Here is a 22,477-nt window from a genome sequence, read left to right as displayed (position 1 = left end):
CCGGCATGGACCCAGCCCGGTGGGGAACGATCCGGCAACGCCGCACGTCTGAAAAGGACAGAGGGCGACGCGGAAAGGGCGCAGGGAGACGCGGGAAGGGCGCAGGGGGCCGGGGAGTGGGGTCACCTACTCCTTGAGCCGGAGCGGAGCGGTCCGCAGTCGTCCTCGGGGAGGAGCGCATCGCCCCGCGAACAGTGCGGTAATGGAGACAGGGCCCGTACTGTGGGTCTTGTCGCAGGATCGGTGAGCTGGAGTCCGTCAGAAGGGGGCGCGCGAAGCCCATGAGCGGTGTCATGAAGCGTATGGGGATGATCTTCCGCGCGAAGGCGAACAAGGCCCTGGACCGGGCCGAGGACCCGCGCGAGACCCTCGACTACTCGTACCAGAAGCAGCTGGAACTGCTGCAGAAGGTGCGGCGCGGCGTCGCCGACGTGGCGACCAGCCGCAAGCGCCTGGAGCTCCAGCTCGGCCAGCTCCAGCAGCAGTCCGCCAAGCTGGAGGACCAGGGCCGCAAGGCGCTCGCGCTCGGCCGGGAGGACCTGGCCCGCGAGGCGCTGTCCCGCAAGGCCGCGCTCCAGCAGCAGGTCACCGATCTGGAGTCGCAGCACGCCACCCTCCAGGGCGAGGAGGAGAAGCTCACCCTGGCGGCCCAGCGCCTCCAGGCCAAGGTGGACGCCTTCCGTACGAAGAAGGAGACCCTCAAGGCCACCTACACCGCCGCCCAGGCCCAGACCCGCATCGGCGAGGCGTTCTCCGGCATCTCCGAGGAGATGGGCGACGTCGGCCTCGCCATCCAGCGCGCCGAGGACAAGACCGCCCAGATGCAGGCCCGGGCCGGCGCCATCGACGAGCTGCTCGCCTCCGGCGCCCTGGACGACCCCTCCGGCATGCGCAAGGACGACATCCAGGCCGAGCTGGACCGGCTCTCCGGTGGTACGGATGTAGAGCTGGAACTGCAGCGCATGAAGGCCGAGCTGGCCGGCGGCACCCCGCAGCAGGCCATCGAGGGCGGCGCGGGTCAGGGGCAGTCCCAGCAGCAGCCGCAGGACACCCCGCGCTTCGACAAGCAGTAGCCGGGCGCCGGGGCCCGAGCCGAGGAGGCCGACATGATCGTACGGATCATGGGGGAGGGCCAGGTGCGGGTGGACGACGCCCACCTCGCCGAACTGAACAGGCTGGACGACGAACTGCTCGCCGAGATGGAGAGCGGCGACGAGGACGGCTTCCGTCGCACGCTCACCGCGCTGCTGGACGCCGTCCGCCGCCTCGGCACCCCGCTCCCGGACGCCGCGCTGGAACCGTCGGACCTGATCCTGCCGGCACCCGACGCGACCCTGGAAGAGGTCCGGGAACTCCTGACCGACGAGGGCCTCATCCCGGGCTGACCCCGGTCAGCTCACGGTGAACCACGTGGTGCGCGACTTCTGCCACTCCGGGTGGCCGAGGTCCTTCGCCTGGGTGCCGTCGCCGTAGAGATCGGCGGCCCCGTCGTCCGTGATCAGCCGCACCCGTGCCCCGGCGGCGGTCAGGTCGGGCACGGACACCACGGACTCCCAGCCGCCGGCGTCCGAGGTCGGCAGGTCCAGCAGCTTCACCGGCTGGTGCCCGGCCGTCCCGTCCCACGAGAACAGGGCGTAGGGGGCGCTGTTGTCCTCGGCGGCCCAGGACCCGGCGAGGACCAGGTACCGGCCCCGGTCGTCGCGGCGCAGATCCCGGACCGACAGCCCGCCGAGGTCCAGCTCGACCGGCGTCCCGAACACCGCCTCGCTCCCGCGTGCCACCTGGTCCATGTTCGTCACCGGTACCAGCAGCGCCTTCCCGCCCGCCCGCGGCGGCACCAGCGGGGCGCGGAAGCCGACGTAGGCGGTGGTGGCGGAGCCCGGCGCGAACTCCAGCCCCTCCACGTTGAAGCCGTCGGCCCGCTTCGGGTCCTGCCCCTCGGCGGTGGCGGCGGCGAAACCGTACCGGTCGCCGTGGGCCTCGTCCCAGGCCACCAGGTCGTCGCGGAGCCGGTGCCCGGCGGTGCCGAACGACAGCCGGGTGGCGGCACCCGACCCGGAGAGGGTCGTGGTGAACACCGTGTTGCGGTCCGGCCGGTACTCGCCGTCCTTGTTGTTGCCCAGCGAACCCGTCCAGTAGACGGTGTTCCCGACCCGGGCCGCGCCCTCGATGTCGACCTCCTTGTCCGCGTCCAGCGCGCCGTCGAGGTCCCAGGTCCGCACCGGGGCGCCGGAGACCGTGCCGTCGTACAGGCGCAGGGTGTTGTCCTCGTCGTTGGCGACGAGGAGGTACCCGCCGCCCGCGTCGACGGCTGCCGAGGCGTCCGCGGCACCGGTGAGATAGCGGGCGTCGGCGCTGTGCGCGACCGCCGGTGAGGCCGCGTAGTGCAGGGTGGTGGTGGCCGTCCTGCCGCCGAGACCGGTCACCTTCAGCGTGAGGTCGGTGTAGCCCTGGGCGTGCGCGGTGACGGCGACGCTCCGGCTGCCACCGGTGCCGGTGACCCGGACGTCGGTGGTGGCGGCCACGGTGCTCCTGCTGCTCCCGGTCGCGGTGACCGTCAGGGCGGAGGCGTCGGCACCGTTCTGGGCCACGGTCACGGTGACGGCGGGGTCGCCGGTGGCGCCGACGGCACCGGACAGATACCCGGCCGACAGCTTGATCGTGGGCGTGCCGTAGGTGACGGCGTGCGCGGGCGTGGCGGCCGCCGCCAGCAGGGCGAGCGCGGCGGCGGACCAGAGCGGTGAGCGTGGGCGCACGGGAGGCCTTTCCTCGAGGGGCGGTGTCGAGGGGAAAGGCTGAGCGGGCCGGACCAACGGGGCCTGACGGCCGGTGGTCGGCCGGCCGACGGCGCGCCCAACAGCGGGAGAGGTGCGCCCGGCGCTCCTAGGACTTGTACCGGGTCTCCAGGTACCGGGTGTACTCGCTCCGGCCGAGGTACCCGTCGTCGTCGGCGTCGATCTCCCCGAACTCCGCCAGGGCCTCGTGCACCGGCACCCCCTTGGCCTGCTGCCACGCCACCCACTCGGTCACCGAGACCCTGCCGTCGCCGTCCTCGTCGGACATCTCCAGCACGGCGACCTCGAAGGGAATGGCGGTCCGCTCCAGGAACTCGGGGCGGCGGTAGGCGGTGACGAACTCGCGGGCCGAGACCGTGCCGTCCTGGTCGGTGTCCAGCCCGGCGCGCAGTTCGTCCCAGAGCCGGTTGCCGAGGTCGGTGACGCGCCGCCAGCGCTCGCTGCCCGGGAAGGTGCCGGACCGCATCAGCGTCGTCTGCACCAGGTGGTCGAGGTCCACCTGCGCGATCTTCCCGTCCCCGTCGGTGTCGAGCTGCCTGAACAGCGTCTGGAAGTGGTCGCGCTCGGCCTGGGTCACCATGGCTTCTCACCCGTTCTCATAGGTCTCGCCGGTCACGTGCGGCCCCAGGCTGCCGAAGGAGCGGAGCGCCGCAACGGACGTACACCCGGTGATCACCCGATCGGGCGACCCGGGAGCCCGCCACCCCGGGTCACCGGGCCGGAGGAGCGCCGTACTGTTCCTGGGTGAGCACTCTCGAACGCGCCCGGTGCCGTCTGAAGGCCCACCCCCTCGCCCTGGACGCCGCCCTGGCCGCCGGCGTCCTGGTGTGCATGGTCGCCGGTTCCTTCGTGGTGCCGAGGGACGGGCACGGCGTCACCTGGGGCGTGCACACCCCGGACGCCCTCAGCCTGCTGTTGATGCTGCTCGGCGCCGTCGCGCTGGTCTTCCGCCGCCGCCGGCCCCGCGCCGTGCTCGCTCTCACCGGCACCCTCTCCGTGGTCGAGTGCGTCACCGGCGACCCGCGCGCCCCGGTCGCGATGTCCGCCGTCGTCGCCCTGTACACCGTCGCCGCGACCACCGACCGCCCCACCACCTGGCGGCTCGGCCTGCTCACCATGACCGTGCTGACGGCCGCCGCCATGCTCGCCGGCCCGCTGCCCTGGTACGCGCAGGAGAACCTCGGCGTGCTCGCCTGGACCGGCATCGGCGCCACCGCCGGGGACGCCGTACGCAGCCGTCGCGCCGCCGTACAGGCCATCCGGGACCGTGCCGAACGCGCCGAACGCACCCGGGAGGAGGAGGCCCGCCGCCGGGTCGCCGAGGAACGGCTGCGCATCGCCCGCGACCTGCACGACGTCGTCGCCCATCACATCGCCCTGGTGAACGTGCAGGCCGGGGTCGCCGCCCACGTCATGGACAAGCGGCCCGACCAGGCCAAGGAGGCCCTCGCCCACGTCCGCGAGGCCGGCCGCAGCGCGCTGAACGAACTGCGCGCCACCGTCGGCCTGCTGCGCCAGTCCGACGACCCCGAGGCGCCCACCGAGCCCGCCCCCGGCCTGAGCCGCCTGGCCGAGCTGGCGGCCACCTTCCGCAACGCCGGCCTGCCGGTGGAGGTGGCCTGCGCCGACCGGCCCGGCGACCTGCCCGCCGCCGTCGACCTGGCCGCCTACCGGATCGTGCAGGAGGCCCTGACCAACGTGCGCAAACACGCCGGTCCCGCGGCCCGCGCCGAGGTGAGCGTCGTACGCGTCGGCCCCCACCTGGAGGTCACCGTGCTGGACGACGGGGAGGGCGGGCCCGGCGCGCCCGAGGACGGCGGCGGGCACGGGCTGCTCGGCATGCGCGAGCGGGTCACCGCCCTCGGCGGCACCCTGACCACCGGACCCCGCTACGGAGGCGGCTTCCGCGTCCATGCGATCCTGCCGGTCCACCCGACGACCGCCCAGGGGGAGCCCGTATGACCATCCGTGTCCTGCTCGCCGACGACCAGGCACTGCTGCGCAGCGCGTTCCGGGTGCTGGTCGACTCCGAGCCCGGCATGGAGGTGGTGGGGGAGGCGTCCGACGGCGCGGAGGCGGTCCGGCTGGCCCGCGCGCACGCCCCCGACGTCGTCCTGATGGACATCCGGATGCCGGGCACCGACGGCCTCGCCGCCACCCGGGAGATCGGCGCCGACCCCGCCCTGGCCCAGGTCCGCGTGGTCATCCTGACCACCTTCGAGGTGGACGACTACGTGGTCCAGGCGCTGCGCGCCGGCGCCTCCGGCTTCCTCGGCAAGGGCAGCGAGCCGGAGGAGCTGCTGACCGCGATCCGGGTCGCGGCCGGCGGGGAGGCCCTGCTCTCCCCGGCCGCCACCAAGGGCCTCATCGCCCGCTTCCTCGCCCAGGGCGGCACCGGCGCCGCGCCCGACCCCGCCCGCGCCGAGCGGCTCGCCACCCTCACCGGCCGGGAGCGGGAAGTCCTCGTCCAGGTGGCCGGCGGACACTCCAACGACGAGATCGCCGAGCGCCTCGCGGTCAGCCCGCTCACGGTGAAGACGCACGTCAACCGGGCCATGGCCAAGCTGGGCGCGCGGGACCGGGCACAGCTCGTCGTCATCGCGTACGAGTCCGGGCTGGTCCGTCCGAGGATGGACTGATCTCCACCCGCGCGTACTGCGCGCGGAGTAGGGGCCCGGCGGGGAACGGGACCTGGGGCCTACGGCAGGGCCGTCCGGGATGGCCCAGGGTGGTGAAAGACTCCTGCCGCTCCCGGATGAGAGAACCTGATCCATGTCCTGGCTGTCCCGCTTCAGCCTCGCGCAACGGGCCCTCGTCGGGCTCGTGTCGCTGGTCGCGCTCGCCTTCGGGCTGATCGCGATACCCCAGATCAAACAGCAGCTGCTGCCCACCATAGAACTGCCCATGGTGTCGGTGATCGCGCCGTACCAGGGCGCCTCGCCCGACGTGGTCGAGAAGCAGGTCGTCGAGCCCATCGAGGACAACCTCCAGGGCGTCGACGGCGTCACCGGTGTCACCTCCACCGCGAGCGAGGGCAACGCCGTGATCATGGCGTCCTTCGACTACGGCAACGACACCGAGCGCATCGTCGCCGACGTCCAGCAGGCGGTGAACCGGGCCCGCCATCAGCTCCCGGACGACGTCGACCCCCAGGTGGTCTCCGGGTCCACCGACGATCTGCCGACCGTGGTCCTGGCCGTCACCTCCGACAAGGACCAGCAGGCGCTCGCGGACCAGCTCGACACCACGGTGGTCCCGGCCCTGAAGGACATCGACGGCGTCGGCCGGGTGCAGGTCATGGGCGTCCGCGACCGCCAGGTCACCGTCACCCCGGACGACGCGAAGCTCGCCCGTGCCCGGCTCACCGCCGCCGACCTCGGCCAGGCCCTCCAGGCGGGCGGCGCGACCGTCCCGGCCGGCTCCTTCGACGAGGGCGGCGCCAACCGCACCGTCCAGGTCGGCGGAGGCTTCACCTCGCTGACGCAGATCGAGGACCTGATGGTCACCGGCCAGGGTGCGGGGCCGGTCCGCCTCGGTGACGTGGCCCGCGTCGAGGAGCGGCCGGCCCCGGCCGACTCCCTCGCCCGCACCGACGGCCGGCCCAGCCTCGCCGTCAACGTCACGATGGCCCACGACGGCAGCGCGGTCTCCATCTCGGACGCGGTCAAGGACAAGCTGCCCGCACTGCGCGCGGACCTCGGCTCCGGCGCGCGGCTCACGGTGGTCAGCGACCAGGGCCCGGCCGTGTCGAAGTCCATCAAGGGCCTGACCACCGAGGGCGCGCTCGGCCTGCTCTTCGCGGTCCTGGTCATCCTGGTCTTCCTGGCGTCGGTCCGCTCGACCCTGGTCACGGCGGTGTCCATCCCGCTGTCCGTGGTCCTCGCCCTGCTGGTGCTGTGGACCCGCGGCCTGTCGCTGAACATGCTCACCCTCGGCGCGCTGACCATCGCCGTCGGCCGGGTCGTGGACGACTCGATCGTGGTCCTGGAGAACATCAAGCGGCACCTCGGCTACGGCGAGGAACGCAAGGAGGCCATCCTCACCGCGGTGCGCGAGGTGGCCGGCGCGGTCACCTCCTCCACCCTCACCACGGTCGCCGTGTTCCTGCCGATCGGCCTGGTCGGCGGCATGGTGGGCGCCCTGTTCGGCTCGTTCAGCATCACCGTGACGGCGGCCCTGCTGGCCTCCCTGCTGGTGTCGCTGACGGTCGTGCCGGTGCTGTCGTACTGGTTCCTGCGCGCCCCCAAGGGCACCCCCGGAGACGCCGCGGAGGCCCGCCGCAAGGCCGAGGAGAAGGAGGCGAACAGCCGCCTCCAGCGCGCCTACGTCCCCGTGCTGCGGTTCGCCACCCGGCGCCGGCTGACCAGCGTGCTCATCGCGATCGTCGTCCTGGTCGTCACCTTCGGCATGTCCGGTCTGCTGAAGACGAACTTCTTCGACCAGGGCGAGCAGGAGGTCCTCACGGTCAAGCAGAAGCTGAAGCCCGGCACCAGCCTGGCGGCCACCGACGCGCAGGCCCGGCGGGTGGAGAAGCTGCTGGCCTCCACCGAGGGGGTGAAGGACTACCAGGTCACCGTCGGCTCCTCCGGCCTGCTGGCGGCCTTCGGCGGCGGCACCGACACCAACCAGGCGTCGTACCAGGTGATGCTGGAGGACTCCGCCTCCTACGACGAGGTGCAGCGGCACCTGGAGGACGGGCTGAAGAAGCTCGACGGCATCGGGACGACCACCGTCTCGGCCGGTGACGGCTTCGGCAGCCAGGACCTGAGCGTCGTGGTCAAGGCATCCGACCCGAAGGCGCTGCGCACGGCGGCGGAGCAGGTCCGCGGCGCGGTCGCCGGCCTCGACCACGTCACCGACGTCACCAGCGACCTCGCGCAGAGCGTGCCGCGGATCTCGGTCAGGGCCAACGCGAAGGCGGCGGCAGCCGGGTTCGACGACCGGAAGCTCGGCGCGGCGGTGGCACAGGCGGTGCGCGGCACGACCGCGGCCAAGGCGGTCCTGGACGACACCGAGCGGGACGTCGTCGTACGGTCCGCGAAGCCCGCGACCACGCTGGCACAGTTGAGGAACCTGCGCCTCGGGCCGGTGAAGCTCGGTGACATCGCCACGGTGAAGCTGGTCGACGGCCCGGTGTCCATGACCCGGATCGACGGGCAGCGCGCGGCCACCGTCACCGCCCGGCCGACGGGTGACAACACGGGCACGATCAGCGGCAAGCTCCAGTCGAGGATCAAGGCGCTGAAGCTCCCGGCGGGCGCCACGGCCGAGATCGGCGGTGTCTCCTCCGACCAGGACGACGCGTTCAAGAACCTGGGCCTGGCCATGCTGGCGGCCATCGCGATCGTCTTCCTGCTGCTGGTCGCGACGTTCCGCTCGCTCGCCCAGCCGCTGATCCTGCTGGTCTCCATCCCCTTCGCGGCGACCGGCGCCATCGGCCTGCTGGTGGCCACCGGCACCCCGATGGGCGTGCCCGCGATGATCGGCATGCTGATGCTGATCGGCATCGTGGTGACCAACGCGATCGTGCTGATCGACCTGATCAACCAGTACCGGTCCCAGGGCTACGGGGTGGTGGACGCCGTGGTCGAGGGCGGCCGGCACCGGCTCCGCCCGATCCTGATGACGGCGCTGGCGACCATCTTCGCCCTGCTCCCGATGGCCCTGGGCGTCACCGGCGAGGGCGGTTTCATCGCCCAGCCGCTCGCCGTGGTCGTCATCGGCGGCCTGATCACCTCCACCCTGCTGACCCTGCTCCTCGTCCCGACGCTCTACGCGATGCTGGAGCTGCGCAAGGAGCGCCGGGCGGAGAAGCGGGCGGCGAAGCGGCGGCCGGACGCGGACCGGACGCCGGAGCCGGCCGGGGTCTAGTCACGGCGGAAAGGGGCCGCACCCTCGGGTGCGGCCCCTTTCTCACGTCGTACCGCCGGAGGTTACGGCAGCGCCAGCATCCGCTCCAGCGCCAGCTTGGCGAACGCCTCCGTCTCCTTTTCGACCTCGATCCGGTTGACCAGGTTGCCCTCGGCCAGCGACTCCAGCGCCCAGACCAGATGGGGCAGGTCGATGCGGTTCATGGTCGAGCAGAAGCAGACCGTCTTGTCGAGGAAGACGATCTCCTTGCCCTCGGGCGCGAAACGGTTCGCCAGCCGCCTGACCAGGTTCAGCTCGGTGCCGATGGCCCACTTGGAGCCGGCCGGGGCGGCTTCCAGGGCCTTGATGATGTACTCGGTCGAGCCGACGTAGTCCGCCGCCGCCACGACCTCGTGCTTGCACTCGGGGTGCACCAGGACGTTCACCCCGGGGATGCGCTCGCGCACGTCGTTGACCGAGTCCAGGCTGAAACGGCCGTGCACCGAGCAGTGGCCGCGCCAGAGGATCATCTTCGCGGCCCGCAGCTCGTCGGCGGTCAGGCCGCCGTTGGGCTTGTGCGGGTTGTAGACCACGCAGTCGTCCAGGGACATCCCCATGTCCCGGACGGCGGTGTTGCGGCCCAGGTGCTGGTCCGGCAGGAAGAGCACCTTCTCCCCCTGCTCGAACGCCCAGTCCAGCGCCCGCTTGGCATTGGAGGAGGTGCAGATCGTGCCGCCGTGCTTGCCGGTGAACGCCTTGATGTCGGCGGAGGAGTTCATGTAAGAGACGGGGACGACCTGCTCGGCGATCCCGGCCTCGGTCAGCACGTCCCAGCACTCGGCGACCTGCTCGGCCGTCGCCATGTCCGCCATGGAGCAGCCGGCGGCCAGGTCGGGCAGGACCACCTTCTGGTCGTCGGACGTCAGGATGTCCGCCGACTCGGCCATGAAGTGCACACCGCAGAAGACGATGTACTCGGCCTCCGGGCGCGCGGCGGCGTCCCGGGCCAGCTTGAAGGAGTCACCCGTGACATCGGCGAACTGGATGACCTCGTCGCGCTGGTAGTGGTGGCCGAGCACGAAGACCTTGTCGCCGAGCTTCTCCTTGGCCGCGCGGGCGCGTTCGACCAGGTCGGGGTCGGACGGCGACGGCAGGTCGCCGGGACACTCGACGCCCCGCTCGCTCTTCGGGTCGGCCTCACGGCCGAGCAGCAGCAGGGCGAGCGGACTCGGCTGCACGTCGAGCTCCGGGGTCTGGGCGGTGGTCACGGCACGCACCCTTTCTACTTTTCGTCTAACTGACGCTATCCATCATAACCGCTTCATGTCACTTTGACGATGGCCATAGCGTCGATGTGACGTGAATCCCGTAGGGGCCCCTCTCCGGGCCGCTGTCCCCCCGACGGGCCATGTGCGAGCATGAGGAAGCCACAGAAAACGCGACAACGCGACAGCGCGATCGCCCGCCCCGGAATGAAACCGCGGCAGCGCCGGTTGCATACGTCGGCAAGCAGTCTCCGTACAACCCGGGAGAGATGTAGATGTCCGTATCGGACGAGACCACCACCGTCACCGACGGCATCATCCTGACCGACGCCGCCGCGGCCAAGGTCAAGGCCCTGCTCGACCAGGAAGGCCGCGACGACCTCGCGCTGCGCGTCGCCGTCCAGCCCGGCGGCTGCTCCGGCCTGCGCTACCAGCTCTTCTTCGACGAGCGCTCGCTCGACGGCGACGTCGTGAAGGACTTCGGCGGGGTCAAGGTCGTCACGGACCGCATGAGCGCTCCGTACCTCGGCGGCGCCACCGTCGACTTCGTGGACACGATCGAGAAGCAGGGCTTCACGATCGACAACCCGAACGCGACCGGCTCCTGCGCCTGCGGCGACTCCTTCAGCTGAGCCGAGCCGACACCGGACGGTAAAGGCGGCGGTCCCCTCCCGGGGGCCGCCGCCTTCGTCCGCCGGGAACCCGCGCGCCGGGTCAGCGCGGTCGCGCCGACGCGTCCGGCCGCAGCGCGTCCGGCCCGGCCTCGGGGATCTCCAGGCCGTCCGCGCCGGCCACCGTCCGCCCGTCCAGCGGCGCGTCGAGCGTCACCGTCTTCACGTACTCCTTGGCGAGCAGCACGCACACCCGGTCGGGCCAGGGCGTCTCGGTGACCGTCACCGTCACCCGGTCGCGGCTCTCCCGCGCCGAGACCCGGTAGTCGGCGCACACCCCGCCGGAGAACCCCACCCTCAGCGTCCGCCCGTCGGCCGAGTACGAGGTCACCGGCACGCTCCGGCTCTTCCCGGACGGCGCGGGCGCGGGCGCGGCGGACGGGGACGCGGAAGCGGACGGGGACGCCGGTGTCAGGTACGCCGGGTCGACCGCCGGATGCGTCACCGTGAACGCCTCGCCCCCGCCGGCCCCCCGTACCCGGAACAGCCAGGACGGCACCAGCGTCTGCCGCCCGCCCACCGAGTGCGCGGCCAGCCCGAACACCGCCTTGTCCACGGTGACCGTCTCCCGCGTCCGCTTCGGCACCCCCGTGGACGCCCCGCACGGCTGCTCCAGCCGGTCCTTCAGCGGCACCGGGCTCGCGCACCCGCCGATCCCCGTCCGGTGCCCGCCCCCGGCCGCCCCGTTCAGCAGCTCCAGCGTGCGCGCCGCGCCCAGCACCGGATACGTGTCCCCCTTCACCGGCGCCGCCAGCAGCCCGTGGCCGTCGAGCAGTTCGCCCCCGCGACCGACGGTCAGGCCGGTCGTCCAGCCGTACGTGGGCAGCCCGCCCACCACCGGATCGGCGTTCACCACCCGCCGGCCGCCCACGACCCGGCCCGCGTCGGTCCGCGCGCCCGTCAGCCCGGCCGCCGCCAGCACCGGCGCCGCCGCCCGCCCGGCGTCGGCCGCGCTCACCGGATCGCCGGCCGGGGCGCCCGGGCCGGGGGAGCAGACGGTCACCTTGCGGCAGTTGTCGGTGCCGGGCGCGTACCGGCTGTACGACCAGCCGCCCGGCGCGTCCCGGTGCACCGTCAGCGCCGGTCCGGAGCCGTCCTGGCCGCCGACCCGCCAGATCCGCCCCTCGGCCACCGGGGTCCCGTCCATGCCGAGCGCCCGCGCCAGCCGCGCCACCCGCTCCCGGCCGACCTCGGCCCCCGGCCCGTACACCGGTGCCGAGCCGGGCCCGTCCGGCAGTGCCCCGGCGGCCACGTACCGGGCGCCGGACGGATCGGGCTCGCCGGGCGCGATACCGCCGGTGCCGGAACCGGTCCGGCCGTCCAGGGCGAGCGGCGGGGGAGAGGTGGCCCCCGCGGGCGCGGCCGGGCCGTCTGTGGATTCGCCCTGGTCGCCGGCCGCCAGGTAGGCCCCGCCGCCGCCGACGAGCAGCACGGCGGCGGTGGCGACGGAGACGACGAGCGCGGTGGGGTGCCGCCTCGTCCGCCCGGTCCCGTGGCGCTCCGGGGCGCCCAAGTCTTCGGGGTGCTCGGTGTTCACCGCATCGCTCCTCGCTGGTCGTGTCCCGCGCTCCCCGCGCGGGGGACGGCGATGGGACGCGGGACGGCGGCGCGCGGTTCCCGAGGGCGTGCCCGGGTCAGTCGCCGTAGTCCGACATCGCGTCCAGCAGCCGCGCGGACCGCGCCGGCACGGACACCCCGTGGATACGGGACGGGGACACCGGACGGGACTCGGCCCGCTGTGGGGCCGCCCAGTGCGGAACCATCCGGGCGCAGTCGCCCCACAGGGAGGCGAGGCCGCCGTCGGGCTCGGCCGGGGCGGAGGAGAAGACCTCGGGGTTCGTCATGAGCGCACCGTACGCACGGCGGCGCCCGCCAAGAAAGATCTACTATCGGGTAGTTTCGTCAGCTTCAGTGAGTGCGGCCGAACCGGTAGCGTGAACTGTCAATCCAGCCTCCCCAGGAGAATCCCCGTCGTGCGCATCGCAGTCACCGGCTCCATCGCCACCGACCACCTCATGACCTTCCCCGGCCGCTTCGCCGACCAGTTCGTCGCGGACCGGCTGCACACGGTTTCGCTCTCCTTCCTGGTCGACAACCTCGACGTCCGCCGCGGCGGCGTCGCCGCCAACATCGCCTTCGGCATGGGCCAGCTCGGCACCCGCCCGATCCTGGTCGGCGCCGCCGGCTTCGACTTCGACGAGTACCGCGCCTGGCTCGACCGGCACGGCGTGGACACCGACTCGGTCCGCATCTCCGAGACCCTGCACACCGCCCGCTTCGTGTGCACCACCGACGCCGACCACAACCAGATCGGCTCCTTCTACACCGGCGCGATGAGCGAGGCCCGGCTCATCGAGCTGAAGACCGTCGCGGACCGCGTGGGCGGCCTCGACCTGGTCGTCATCGGCGCCGACGACCCGGAGGCGATGCTCCGCCACACCGAGGAGTGCCGCTCCCGGAACATCCCGTTCGCCGCCGACTTCTCCCAGCAGATCGCCCGGATGGAGGGCGAGGAGATCCGGATACTGCTGGAGGGCGCCACCTACCTGTTCTCCAACGAGTACGAGAAGGGGCTCATCGAGTCCAAGACCGGCTGGAGCGACGCGGAGATCCTGTCCAAGGTCGGCCACCGGGTCACCACGCTCGGCTCGCGGGGCGTACGCATCGAGCGGACCGGCGCGGACCCGATCGAGGTCGGCTGCCCCGAGGAGGAGCGCAAGGCCGACCCCACCGGCGTCGGCGACGCCTTCCGCGCGGGCTTCCTGTCCGGGCTGGCCTGGGGCGTCTCGCTGGAGCGCGCGGCGCAGATCGGGTGCATGCTCGCCACGCTGGTCATCGAGACCGTGGGCACGCAGGAGTACCAGCTGCGGCGGACCCACTTCATGGAGCGCTTCGTGAAGGCGTACGGCGACGAGGCGGGGGCGGAAGTCCGGGCCCACCTGAGCTGAGGTCCGCGGGGCGGTCAGCTCACCCGGCGGACCAGGTACGCCGTCCCTCGTTCCGCCGGTTCCTCGCCCACGTACTCCTGCCCCCGCATCTGGCACCAGGCCGGGATGTCCAGGCGGGCCGCCTCGTCGTCCGACAGGACCCGTACGAGGCCGCCCACCGGGACCTCGCCGAACACCTTCGCCAGCTCGATGACCGGGATCGGGCAGCGCTTGCCGAGGGAGTCGACGAGCAGTTCCCCGGCCCGGACGGCCGTCGCCGGGGCCGGTGCGCCCAGCTTCTCCCGGACGCCCGCCACCGCCCCCGGCAGCACCTGGAGGAACCGCTCCACGTCCTCCTCCGCCGTGCCGGGCGGCAGCGAGACCCGGACGTTGCCCTCGCTCAGCACCCCCATCGCCTTCAGTACATGGCTGGGCGTCAGCGTGCTCGACGTGCACGAGGAGCCGGAGGAGACCGAGAAGCCGGCCCGGTCCAGCTCGTGCAACAGGGCCTCGCCGTCCACGTAGAGGCAGGAGAAGGTGACGATCCCGGGCAGCCGGCGCCCGGCGTCGCCGACCACCTCCACGTCCGGCACCAGCTCCGGCACCCGGGCCCGGATCCGCTCCGTCAGCTCCCGCAGCCGTACCGCCTCCCGGGCCGCCTCCGCCCGTACCGCGCGCAGCGAGGCCACGGCCGCCACGACGGCCGGGATGTTCTCGAAGCCGGGCGCCCGGCCCGACTCCCGCTCGTCCACCGGCCCTTGGGCGGCGAACCGCACCCCCTTGCGGACGACGAGCAGCCCCACCCCCGAGGGCCCGCCCCACTTGTGCGCGCTGGCCGCCAGCAGCGACCAGTCGCCCCCGACCGGCCCCCAGCCCAGCGACTGCGCCGCGTCCACCAGCAGCGGCACCCCGGCGGTCCGGCACACCTCGGCCACCTCGGCCACCGGCTGCTCGGTGCCCACCTCGTGGTTGGCCGACTGAAGGCAGGCCAGCGCGGTGTCCGCCCGGAGCGCCTCCGCGTACCCCGAGGGGTCGACCGCTCCCGCCCGGTTGACGGCCACCCGGGTGACGGTCCCGCCGTCCGCCTCCCACGCCTCCGCCGAATGGAGTACGGAGGAGTGTTCGACGGCGGACACGATCAGGTGGCGTCCCACCCGCCGCCGTCCGGCCAACGCCCCCGCGATCCCGGTGTGTACGGCCCGCGTCCCGGAGGGCGTGAACACCACCTCGTCCGCCCGGCAGCCGACGGCCTCCGCGGCCGCCTCCCGGGCCGCGTCCAGCAGCATCCGCGCCTTGCGCCCCTCCCGGTACAGCCGCGCGGGATCGGCCCACCCGTCATCCAAAGAGGCCAACAACGCCTGACGGGCCACGGGATGGAGAGGAGCGGCGGAAGCAGCATCAAAGTAGGCCATACGGCAACGCTAAACCGCCGGTCAGAGCGGCGTCTTCCAGGGGCGCGAGGCGCGGCGCGACCAGCCACGACGCACCCTCGGCCGCCAATCAAGCGAACCACCCCACCCAGTAGGCACCCCTCCTCGCGAACCCTCGGAGAGGGTGGGCTAGGGTTTGGTCCGCATAAACATCCAAACCCCTGCCCGACGCAGGGCGGCGACCGACCAGCGAGAAGGCCGCAGCCGACCGCGCGGGCGAGACTCTCGGGAAGGCGCTACGTGAGTCCCAACGGCTCCGACCGCTCGCCGCGGCGCCCGATGCGGCGGAAGCTGCTGCAGGCACTGACCGCGGGCCTGGTCCTGGCGACCGCAACCGGTTGCACATACAAGGACTTCCCCCGCCTTGGCATGCCCACCCCGACCACGGAAGAGGCTCCGCGGATCCTCTCCCTGTGGCAGGGCTCCTGGGCTGCCGCGCTCGCCGTCGGCGTGCTGGTGTGGGGCCTGATCCTGTGGAGTGCTTTCTTCCACCGGCGCAGCCGCACCAAGGTCGAGGTTCCTCCGCAGACCCGGTACAACATGCCGATCGAGGCCCTGTACACCGTGGTCCCGATCATCATCATCTCGGTGCTCTTCTACTTCACGGCCCGGGACGAGTCGAAGCTCCTGGACACCTCCAAGAAGCCCGACGTCACGGTCAACGTGGTCGGCTTCCAGTGGAGCTGGGGCTTCAACTACATCGAGAACGTCCCCGGTTCCACCGGCGATGCCAAGACCGACAAGAACCTGGACGCCATTCCGGACCGGTTCAAGGACCAGTTCCCGGCGAACGCCGGCGGTGTCTACGACGTCGGTACGCCCGGCACGCGGAACCCGCAGACGAACAACCCCGGTCCGACGCTCTGGCTCCCCAAGGGCAAGACGGTCCGCTTCGTCCTGACCTCGCGTGACGTCATCCACTCCTTCTGGGTGGTGCCGTTCCTCATGAAGCAGGACGTCATCCCGGGCCACACCAACGCCTTCCAGGTGACCCCCAACAAGGAGGGCACCTTCCTCGGCAAGTGTGCCGAGCTCTGCGGCGTCGACCACTCCCGGATGCTGTTCAACGTGAAGGTCGTCTCCCCCGAGCGTTACGAGCAGCACCTCAAGGACCTCGCCAAGAAGGGGCAGACCGGTTACATTCCCGCCGGCATCGCGCAGACGAGCCACGAGAAGAACCGGGAGACGAACAACCTGTGAGCATCCTCAACGAACCCCAGGGTGCCGCGGCAGCTGAAGGCTCGTACGCCGACGAGCTGCCGGTCAGGCGCAAGCAACCCGGCAATGTCGTGGTGAAGTGGCTGACGACCACCGACCACAAGACGATCGGCACGCTGTATCTGGCGACGTCGTTCGCGTTCTTCCTGATCGGTGGCGTGATGGCGCTCATCATGCGCGCCGAGCTGGCCCGTCCGGGCCTGCAGATCATGTCGAACGAGCAGTTCAACCAGGCGTTCACGATGCACGGCACGATCATGCTGCTGATGTTCGCGACGCCGCTGTTCGCCGGTTTCGCCAACTGGATCATGCCGCTGCAGATCGGCGCGCCCGACGTGGCGTTCCCGCGGCTGAACATGTTCGCCTACTGGCTGTACCTGTTCGGCTCGCTCATCGCGGTGGCCGGCTTCCTCACCCCGCAGGGTGCTGCCGACTTCGGCTGGTTCGCCTACTCCCCGCTGTCGGACGCGGTCCGCTCGCCGGGCGTCGGCGCCGACATGTGGATCATGGGTCTGGCCTTCTCCGGCTTCGGCACGATCCTCGGCTCGGTCAACTTCATCACCACGATCATCTGCATGCGTGCCCCGGGCATGACCATGTTCCGCATGCCGATCTTCGTGTGGAACGTGCTGCTGACCGGTGTGCTGGTCCTGCTGGCCTTCCCGGTGCTGGCCGCCGCGCTGTTCGCCCTGGAGGCGGACCGCAAGTTCGGCGCCCACATCTTCGACGCGGCCAACGGCGGCGCACTGCTGTGGCAACACCTCTTCTGGTTCTTCGGACACCCAGAGGTGTACATCATCGCCCTGCCGTTCTTCGGCATCATCTCCGAAGTCATCCCGGTGTTCTCCCGTAAGCCGATGTTCGGCTACATGGGCCTGATCGCCGCGACGATCGCGATCGCCGGTCTGTCCGTGACCGTGTGGGCCCACCACATGTACGTCACCGGCGGGGTGTTGCTGCCGTTCTTCTCCTTCATGACCTTCCTGATCGCCGTGCCGACCGGTGTGAAGTTCTTCAACTGGATCGGCACGATGTGGAAGGGCTCGCTGTCCTTCGAGACGCCGATGCTCTGGGCCACCGGCTTCCTGATCACCTTCACGTTCGGTGGTCTGACCGGTGTCATCCTGGCCTCGCCGCCGATGGACTTCCACGTCTCCGACTCGTACTTCGTGGTGGCCCACTTCCACTACGTGGTCTTCGGTACGGTCGTCTTCGCCATGTTCTCCGGCTTCCACTTCTGGTGGCCGAAGTGGACCGGCAAGATGCTGGACGAGCGCCTCGGCAAGATCACCTTCTGGACGCTGTTCATCGGCTTCCACGGCACCTTCCTGGTCCAGCACTGGCTGGGCGCCGAGGGCATGCCGCGCCGGTACGCCGACTACCTGAACGCCGACGGCTTCACCGCGCTGAACACGGTGTCGACCATCAGCTCCTTCCTGCTCGGCCTGTCGATCCTGCCGTTCCTCTACAACGTCTGGAAGACGGCCAAGTACGGCAAGCCGGTCGGCGTGGACGACCCGTGGGGCTACGGCCGCTCCCTGGAGTGGGCGACCTCCTGCCCGCCGCCGCGGCACAACTTCCTCACCCTGCCGCGGATCCGCAGCGAATCCCCGGCGTTCGATCTGCACCACCCCGAGATCGCCGCGCTCGAACAGCTTGAGCACGCCGGTCACGGCACCGCCGTCGCGGGCAGCAAGGAGGCCGGCAAGTGAAGATCCAGGGTCGGATGTTCATCTGGCTGAGCGTCTTCATCCTGATCATGGCCATCGTGTATGGCGTGTGGTCGAAGGAGCCGGCCGGTACCACCGCGCTCTTCCTGGCCTTCGGCCTGGCCGTCATGATCGGCTTCTACCTGGGCTTCACCGCCCGGCGGGTCGACGCGGGCGCCCAGGACGACAAGGAGGCCGACGTCGCGGACGACGCGGGCGAGCTGGGCTTCTTCAGCCCGCACAGCTGGCAGCCGCTCATGCTGGGCTTCGGCGGTGCGATCGCCTTCCTCAGCATCGCGGTCGGCTGGTGGCTGATCTACTTCTCCGCCCCGTTCATCCTGATCGGCCTGTTCGGCTGGGTGTTCGAGTACTACCACGGTGAGAACCGGACCCAGTAGGGCGCCGGACGCACCGGGAGCCCGGACCTTCCTCACGGAGGGTCCGGGCTCCACTCGTTTGCCGGAGCATCGTTCGCTCGGATGAGTGACCCGCCGTGCCAGTAATCATTTGATCTCATAGCGTGATCATATGAACCACACTGTGCGGACCCGTACCGTCATCGGCTGCACCCTGCTGGTGACCGCCCTCGGTGCGGGCGTCACCGCTTGCGGTTCGGACGGCAACCCCCTGTCGGCCAGGCCGTACGACGCAGCGGACCTGATCTCCTTCAACGGCCCCACCGAAGCGGGCGGGCGAGCCGACCCGGACAAGCCCCTGGAGGTCACCGCCAACAGCGGCGAGGGCCGGATCACGGACGTCACCGCCCGGGATTCCACAGGACGCTATGTGACGGGCGAACTGGCCGCCGACGGCAGCCGCTGGCACAGCACCTCCCCGCTGGCCGCGAACGCCCACTACACGGTCACGGTGAGCACCGAGGACGAGGACGGCGCGCCCGGCCGCAGAACTCTCACGTTCGACACCAGCAAGCCCGCCGGCAAGAAGCGCCTGGGCGTCACCTTCGGGCCGGGCACGGGCACCTACGGCGTCGGACAGCCCATCACGGCCCAACTCGACCAGGGGATCAAGGACAAGGCGCAGCGCGCCGTCGTGGAGCGGGGCCTGCGGGTGGAGTCCGTGCCGGCCGTGCCCGGCTCCTGGTACTGGGTGAACGACAAGGAACTCCACTACCGCCCCAAGGAGTACTGGCCGGTCCACGCGACCGTCCGGGTGCACAGCAACCTGGACGGCGTCCGCGTGGGCGACCGGCTGTGGGGCGGCACGTCCAAGCCGCTGAAGATCACCACGGGGGACAAGGTCGAGGTCGTCACGGACGCCGCCGCGCACCAGCTGACGTACTACAGGAACGACCAGCCCATCGAGCAGATCCCGGTCACCACCGGCAAGACCGGCTTCGAGACCCGCAACGGCGTCAAGGTCGTACTGGAGAAGCAGTACTTCGTACGGATGCGCGGCACCACGGTCGGCATCGCGGAGGGCACCTCGGACTCCTACGACCTGCCGGTGTACTACGCCACCCGGGTCACCTGGTCCGGCGAGTACGTCCACGCCGCCCCGTGGTCCGTCGGCTCGCAGGGCTACGAGAACGTCAGCCACGGCTGCGTCGGGATGAGCACGTCCAACGCCGAGTGGCTCTACGACAACATCCGCGAGGGCGACATCGTCAGGGTCGTCAACTCCCAGGGCCAGACCATGGAGCCCTTCGGCAACGGCTTCGGCGACTGGAACGTCGACTGGAAGAAGTGGCGCACGGGCAGCGCCCTGACGAACAAGGCCCCCGACGCCCCACCACCGGCGGAGGCGGTACGCCTCCAGCCGAGGGCGGCGTAAACGCCCCGGAAGAGGCGCGGGGAACGGCGCGAGACGACCCCACCGGGCCGCCCGCGCGCACGCTCCTCGCGCCCCGGGCTCCTAGGCGCTCACGAGCCTCTTCCGACGCAGCAGGGAGGCCAGCGCGGAGGCGAACTCCACCGGATCCACCGGCAGCGTCACCGCCGCGTCCGCACGGCTCCACGTGGCCAGCCACGCGTCCTGCGGCCGTCCCATGAGCAGCAGCACCGGCGGGCAGCCGAACACCTCGTCCTTGATCTGCCGGCACACGCCCATGCCGCCCATCGGCACGGCTTCGCCGTCCAGCACGCAGACGTCGATGCCCCCCTTGCCCAGCTCCCGGATCACCGCCTCCGGGGTCGCGCACTCCACGAACTCCACCAAGGGGACGTCGGGGGCGGGCCGGCGCCCGGCGGCCAGCCGTACTTGCTCGCGAGTGGTGGAGTCGTCGCTATAGACCAGCACCGTGGCGGTCGGCTGCATTGTTCCTCCGGGACGTCGGCGTCGTACGGACGGGACGGGCAGGGCCGTCTGGGCGGATGCTACTCCCCCGAACACCACGTCAGCACCGGTTCGGCGGGCGGCAACACTCCGAACGGCACCCCCCGGAGTGAGCGCGAGATAAGCGACCGACATAATGTCGGTCGTGGCGACAGCAACGACAGTAGAAACCGGGCACGCGCACCCGTCGGTCAATCGGCCGAACCTCACCAGCGTCGGAACCATCATCTGGCTGAGTTCCGAGCTGATGTTCTTCGCGGCCCTCTTCGCGATGTACTTCACCCTCCGGTCGGTGACCGGACCGGATCACTGGAAGGAGATGGCGCACGCGCTCAACGTGCCCTTCTCCGCGACGAACACCACGATCCTGGTGCTCTCCTCCCTCACCTGCCAGCTCGGCGTGTTCGCGGCCGAGCGCGGCGATGTGAAGAAGCTCCGTGGCTGGTTCATCCTGACCTTCATCATGGGCGCGATCTTCATCGGCGGTCAGATCTACGAGTACACCGAGCTGGTGAAGAAGGACGGCATCTCGCTGTCCTCGGACCCGTACGGCTCGGTGTTCTACCTGACCACCGGCTTCCACGGCCTGCACGTGACGGGCGGCCTCATCGCCTTCCTGCTGGTCCTCGGCCGTACCTACATGGCCAAGAGGTTCACTCACGAGCAGGCGACCGCCGCCATCGTCGTGTCCTACTACTGGCACTTCGTCGATGTCGTCTGGATCGGCCTCTTCGCCACGATCTACCTGATCAAGTAGCGGGGATCGCTCCCGCACATCCAGAAGCACCGACGCAGAAGATCCTGACACCGGGGTAATCCGTGAAAAAGCTCTCCGCACGACGACGCCATCCGCTGGCGGCGGTCGTCGTCCTACTCCTCGCGCTGGCGGCCACTGGGGGGCTGTACGCCGCGTTCGCGCCCGCGGGCAAGGCGCAGGCTGATGAATCCTCCCAGTCCCTGACCATCAAGGAGGGCAAGAAGCTCTACGAGGTCGGCTGCGCCAGCTGCCACGGCACCGGTGGCCAGGGCTCCTCCGACGGCCCGAGCCTCGTCGGCGTCGGCGCCGCGGCCGTCGACTTCCAGGTCGGCACCGGCCGTATGCCCGCCGCGACCTCGCAGGGCGCCCAGGTCCCGCGCAAGAAGCCCACCTACACGCAGGCCCAGATCGACCAGCTCGCCGCGTACATCGCGTCGCTGGGCGCCGGCCCGAGCGTGCCCACCAAGCAGCAGTACGGCCCCGACGGCGCGGACATCGCCAAGGGCGGCGAGCTGTTCCGCACCAACTGCGCGCAGTGCCACAACTTCACCGGCAAGGGCGGTGCCCTGACCAAGGGCAAGTTCGCCCCGACGCTGGAGGGTGTCGCTCCGAAGCACATCTACGAGGCCATGCAGACCGGCCCGCAGAACATGCCGTCCTTCCCCGACACCACGATGTCGGAGAAGAACAAGAAGGACATCATCGCGTACCTGAACGCGGTCAACGGTGACAAGACGGAGAACCCGGGTGGTCTGGAGCTGGGCGGCCTCGGGCCGGTCAGCGAGGGTCTGTTCGGCTGGATCTTCGGCCTCGGCACGCTGATCGCGGTCGCCGTCTGGGTCGCCGCTCGGACCGCAAAGGCCAAGAAGTCATGAGTAGCCAAGACATTCCTGAAGAGAACCTGCCCGCTGAGCAGGACCACGCACACGGCGCGGTAGCGACCGCGGACGAGGAGAACCCGTTCGCGGACCCGGGGCTGCCCCCGCACGAGCACCGGATCCAGGACGTCGACGAGCGGGCCGCCAAGCGGTCCGAGCGCGCGGTGGCGTTCCTGTTCACGGTGTCGATGCTGGCCACCATCGGCTTCATCGTCTCGTACCTGGCGATCCCGAACGACAAGTCGATCTTCGTCTTCCCGATCGGGCACCTGAGCGCGATGAACTTCGCGCTGGGTCTGACGCTGGGCGTGGCGCTGTTCTGCATCGGCGCGGGCGCGGTCCACTGGGCGCGCACCCTGATGTCGGACGTGGAGATCGCCGACGACCGGCACCCGATCGAGGCCTCGCCGGAGGTGCGGGCGAAGGTCCACGCGGACTTCCGCCAGGGTGCCGCGGAGTCCGGCTTCGGGCGCCGCAAGCTGATCCGCAACACCATGTTCGGCGCGATGGCGCTGGTGCCGCTCTCCGGCGTGATGCTGCTGGGCGGTCTCGGCCCGGCGCCGAAGACGAAGCTGCGGGAAACGATGTGGGCCAAGGGCAAGCGCCTGGTCAACATGAACACCAACCAGCCGCTGCGTCCCGAGGACGTGGCCGTCGGCTCGCTGACCTTCGCCATGCCCGACGG

At 71.0% G+C, this 22,477-nt stretch carries 21 protein-coding genes; 14 read left to right on the top strand and 7 right to left on the bottom strand.

Annotation, left to right across the window (positions count from 1 at the left end):
* The first annotated feature begins 281 nt into the window (after nucleotides 1–281).
* Nucleotides 282–1,073: a PspA/IM30 family protein gene (locus IH25_RS0128415; protein WP_078844462.1), complete on the top strand. Its 792-nt coding sequence runs from the start codon at nucleotides 282–284 to the stop codon at nucleotides 1,071–1,073.
* 33 nt (nucleotides 1,074–1,106) lie between these two features.
* Nucleotides 1,107–1,385, top strand: coding sequence for a PspA-associated protein PspAA (gene pspAA / locus IH25_RS0128410; protein ID WP_030616691.1), 279 nt, complete (start codon nucleotides 1,107–1,109; stop codon nucleotides 1,383–1,385).
* Between the two features lie 6 nt (nucleotides 1,386–1,391).
* Here the strand turns inward: pspAA and IH25_RS0128405 are convergent, their stop codons facing one another.
* Both IH25_RS0128405 and IH25_RS0128400 read right to left on the bottom strand, forming a co-directional pair.
* Nucleotides 1,392–2,756, bottom strand: a complete 1,365-nt coding sequence (locus tag IH25_RS0128405; protein WP_030616688.1) for a hypothetical protein — start codon at nucleotides 2,754–2,756, stop codon at nucleotides 1,392–1,394.
* A 127-nt stretch (nucleotides 2,757–2,883) separates the two neighbouring features.
* On the bottom strand, nucleotides 2,884–3,375 hold the full coding sequence (locus IH25_RS0128400) for an EF-hand domain-containing protein (RefSeq protein ID WP_030616685.1): 492 nt from the start codon (nucleotides 3,373–3,375) through the stop codon (nucleotides 2,884–2,886).
* A 164-nt stretch (nucleotides 3,376–3,539) separates the two neighbouring features.
* On the opposite strand from IH25_RS0128400, the gene IH25_RS0128395 reads away from it, so the two are divergent.
* From IH25_RS0128395 to IH25_RS0128385, 3 genes are all read left to right on the top strand, one after another.
* Nucleotides 3,540–4,757, top strand: coding sequence for a sensor histidine kinase (locus IH25_RS0128395; RefSeq protein WP_030616681.1), 1,218 nt, complete (start codon nucleotides 3,540–3,542; stop codon nucleotides 4,755–4,757).
* Nucleotides 4,754–5,434 carry a response regulator gene (locus IH25_RS0128390; protein WP_030616679.1) on the top strand — a complete coding sequence of 227 codons (681 nt, stop codon included), beginning with the start codon at nucleotides 4,754–4,756 and terminating at the stop codon, nucleotides 5,432–5,434. Before IH25_RS0128395 ends, IH25_RS0128390 begins: the two co-directional genes overlap by 4 nt.
* A 133-nt stretch (nucleotides 5,435–5,567) precedes the next feature.
* Nucleotides 5,568–8,666 carry an efflux RND transporter permease subunit gene (locus tag IH25_RS0128385; protein WP_030616677.1) on the top strand — a complete coding sequence of 1,033 codons (3,099 nt, stop codon included), beginning with the start codon at nucleotides 5,568–5,570 and terminating at the stop codon, nucleotides 8,664–8,666.
* A 62-nt stretch (nucleotides 8,667–8,728) separates the two neighbouring features.
* Here the strand turns inward: IH25_RS0128385 and nadA are convergent, their stop codons facing one another.
* Nucleotides 8,729–9,913 (bottom strand): quinolinate synthase NadA, encoded by a 1,185-nt coding sequence (gene nadA, locus IH25_RS0128380; RefSeq protein WP_030616673.1) that lies wholly within the window; start codon nucleotides 9,911–9,913, stop codon nucleotides 8,729–8,731.
* Nucleotides 9,914–10,185: 272 nt separating this feature from the next.
* Here nadA and IH25_RS0128375 point away from each other — a divergent pair, with 272 nt between their 5' ends.
* Nucleotides 10,186–10,542 carry an iron-sulfur cluster assembly accessory protein gene (locus IH25_RS0128375; RefSeq protein WP_030340884.1) on the top strand — a complete coding sequence of 119 codons (357 nt, stop codon included), beginning with the start codon at nucleotides 10,186–10,188 and terminating at the stop codon, nucleotides 10,540–10,542.
* A gap of 82 nt (nucleotides 10,543–10,624) precedes the next feature.
* On the opposite strand, the gene IH25_RS0128370 is transcribed toward IH25_RS0128375, so the two are convergent.
* Together IH25_RS0128370 and IH25_RS0128365 are read right to left on the bottom strand one after the other, a co-directional pair.
* Nucleotides 10,625–12,118, bottom strand: a complete 1,494-nt coding sequence (locus IH25_RS0128370; protein WP_051754165.1) for a hypothetical protein — start codon at nucleotides 12,116–12,118, stop codon at nucleotides 10,625–10,627.
* Nucleotides 12,119–12,215: 97 nt separating this feature from the next.
* Nucleotides 12,216–12,425: a hypothetical protein gene (locus tag IH25_RS0128365; protein WP_030616669.1), complete on the bottom strand. Its 210-nt coding sequence runs from the start codon at nucleotides 12,423–12,425 to the stop codon at nucleotides 12,216–12,218.
* Nucleotides 12,426–12,554: 129 nt separating this feature from the next.
* Between IH25_RS0128365 and IH25_RS0128360 the strand changes: the two genes are divergently transcribed.
* Nucleotides 12,555–13,529: a carbohydrate kinase family protein gene (locus tag IH25_RS0128360; RefSeq protein ID WP_030616667.1), complete on the top strand. Its 975-nt coding sequence runs from the start codon at nucleotides 12,555–12,557 to the stop codon at nucleotides 13,527–13,529.
* Nucleotides 13,530–13,543: 14 nt separating this feature from the next.
* Here the strand turns inward: IH25_RS0128360 and IH25_RS0128355 are convergent, their stop codons facing one another.
* Nucleotides 13,544–14,920 carry a cysteine desulfurase/sulfurtransferase TusA family protein gene (locus IH25_RS0128355; RefSeq protein WP_030616663.1) on the bottom strand — a complete coding sequence of 459 codons (1,377 nt, stop codon included), beginning with the start codon at nucleotides 14,918–14,920 and terminating at the stop codon, nucleotides 13,544–13,546.
* 258 nt (nucleotides 14,921–15,178) lie between these two features.
* Between IH25_RS0128355 and ctaC the strand changes: the two genes are divergently transcribed.
* The 4 genes from ctaC to IH25_RS0128335 all read left to right on the top strand — a co-directional run bounded on the left by ctaC (nucleotide 15,179) and on the right by IH25_RS0128335 (nucleotide 19,656).
* Nucleotides 15,179–16,138 carry an aa3-type cytochrome oxidase subunit II gene (ctaC, locus tag IH25_RS0128350; protein ID WP_030616660.1) on the top strand — a complete coding sequence of 320 codons (960 nt, stop codon included), beginning with the start codon at nucleotides 15,179–15,181 and terminating at the stop codon, nucleotides 16,136–16,138.
* The gene (ctaD, locus tag IH25_RS0128345) at nucleotides 16,135–17,868 is read left to right on the top strand and encodes an aa3-type cytochrome oxidase subunit I (protein WP_030616657.1); all 1,734 of its coding nucleotides are present in this window, start codon (nucleotides 16,135–16,137) and stop codon (nucleotides 17,866–17,868) included. The genes ctaC and ctaD overlap by 4 nt, the downstream gene beginning before the upstream one ends.
* The gene (locus tag IH25_RS0128340; protein WP_030616654.1) at nucleotides 17,865–18,263 is read left to right on the top strand and encodes a cytochrome c oxidase subunit 4; all 399 of its coding nucleotides are present in this window, start codon (nucleotides 17,865–17,867) and stop codon (nucleotides 18,261–18,263) included. Before ctaD ends, IH25_RS0128340 begins: the two co-directional genes overlap by 4 nt.
* Before the next feature lie 130 nt (nucleotides 18,264–18,393).
* On the top strand, nucleotides 18,394–19,656 hold the full coding sequence (locus IH25_RS0128335) for a L,D-transpeptidase (RefSeq protein WP_030616651.1): 1,263 nt from the start codon (nucleotides 18,394–18,396) through the stop codon (nucleotides 19,654–19,656).
* Nucleotides 19,657–19,737: 81 nt separating this feature from the next.
* On the opposite strand, the gene IH25_RS0128330 is transcribed toward IH25_RS0128335, so the two are convergent.
* Nucleotides 19,738–20,139, bottom strand: coding sequence for a response regulator (locus IH25_RS0128330; RefSeq protein ID WP_030616649.1), 402 nt, complete (start codon nucleotides 20,137–20,139; stop codon nucleotides 19,738–19,740).
* A 154-nt stretch (nucleotides 20,140–20,293) separates the two neighbouring features.
* Here IH25_RS0128330 and ctaE point away from each other — a divergent pair, with 154 nt between their 5' ends.
* The 3 genes from ctaE to IH25_RS0128315 all read left to right on the top strand — a co-directional run.
* On the top strand, nucleotides 20,294–20,914 hold the full coding sequence (ctaE, locus tag IH25_RS0128325; RefSeq protein WP_030616646.1) for an aa3-type cytochrome oxidase subunit III: 621 nt from the start codon (nucleotides 20,294–20,296) through the stop codon (nucleotides 20,912–20,914).
* 62 nt (nucleotides 20,915–20,976) lie between these two features.
* Nucleotides 20,977–21,789 (top strand): cytochrome bc1 complex diheme cytochrome c subunit, encoded by an 813-nt coding sequence (gene qcrC / locus IH25_RS0128320; RefSeq protein ID WP_030616643.1) that lies wholly within the window; start codon nucleotides 20,977–20,979, stop codon nucleotides 21,787–21,789.
* Nucleotides 21,786–22,477, top strand: a 692-nt coding sequence (locus IH25_RS0128315; RefSeq protein WP_030616640.1) for a hypothetical protein, incomplete at its 3' end; no start/stop codon positions are given. The genes qcrC and IH25_RS0128315, both read left to right, overlap by 4 nt.

Source organism: Streptomyces achromogenes subsp. achromogenes (assembly GCF_000720835.1).
Classification (GTDB): domain Bacteria; phylum Actinomycetota; class Actinomycetes; order Streptomycetales; family Streptomycetaceae; genus Streptomyces; species Streptomyces achromogenes.
The sequence above is the reverse complement of the archived record's forward strand: the minus strand, read 5'-3'. Positions and strand labels throughout refer to the sequence as shown.

Excerpts from the sequence above, each read along its gene's own strand:
- IH25_RS0128415 (WP_078844462.1), top strand. The coding sequence starts at position 282 with ATGAGCGGTGTCATGAAGCGTATGGGGATGATCTTCCGCGCGAAGGCG.
- pspAA (WP_030616691.1), top strand. The coding sequence starts at position 1,107 with ATGATCGTACGGATCATGGGGGAGGGCCAGGTGCGGGTGGACGACGCC.
- IH25_RS0128400 (WP_030616685.1), bottom strand. The coding sequence starts at position 3,375 with ATGGTGACCCAGGCCGAGCGCGACCACTTCCAGACGCTGTTCAGGCAG.
- IH25_RS0128390 (WP_030616679.1), top strand. The coding sequence starts at position 4,754 with ATGACCATCCGTGTCCTGCTCGCCGACGACCAGGCACTGCTGCGCAGC.
- IH25_RS0128385 (WP_030616677.1), top strand. The coding sequence starts at position 5,568 with ATGTCCTGGCTGTCCCGCTTCAGCCTCGCGCAACGGGCCCTCGTCGGG.
- IH25_RS0128375 (WP_030340884.1), top strand. The coding sequence starts at position 10,186 with ATGTCCGTATCGGACGAGACCACCACCGTCACCGACGGCATCATCCTG.
- IH25_RS0128365 (WP_030616669.1), bottom strand. The coding sequence starts at position 12,425 with ATGACGAACCCCGAGGTCTTCTCCTCCGCCCCGGCCGAGCCCGACGGC.
- IH25_RS0128355 (WP_030616663.1), bottom strand. The coding sequence starts at position 14,920 with ATGGCCTACTTTGATGCTGCTTCCGCCGCTCCTCTCCATCCCGTGGCC.
- IH25_RS0128335 (WP_030616651.1), top strand. The coding sequence starts at position 18,394 with ATGAACCACACTGTGCGGACCCGTACCGTCATCGGCTGCACCCTGCTG.
- IH25_RS0128330 (WP_030616649.1), bottom strand. The coding sequence starts at position 20,139 with ATGCAGCCGACCGCCACGGTGCTGGTCTATAGCGACGACTCCACCACT.
- ctaE (WP_030616646.1), top strand. The coding sequence starts at position 20,294 with ATGTCGGTCGTGGCGACAGCAACGACAGTAGAAACCGGGCACGCGCAC.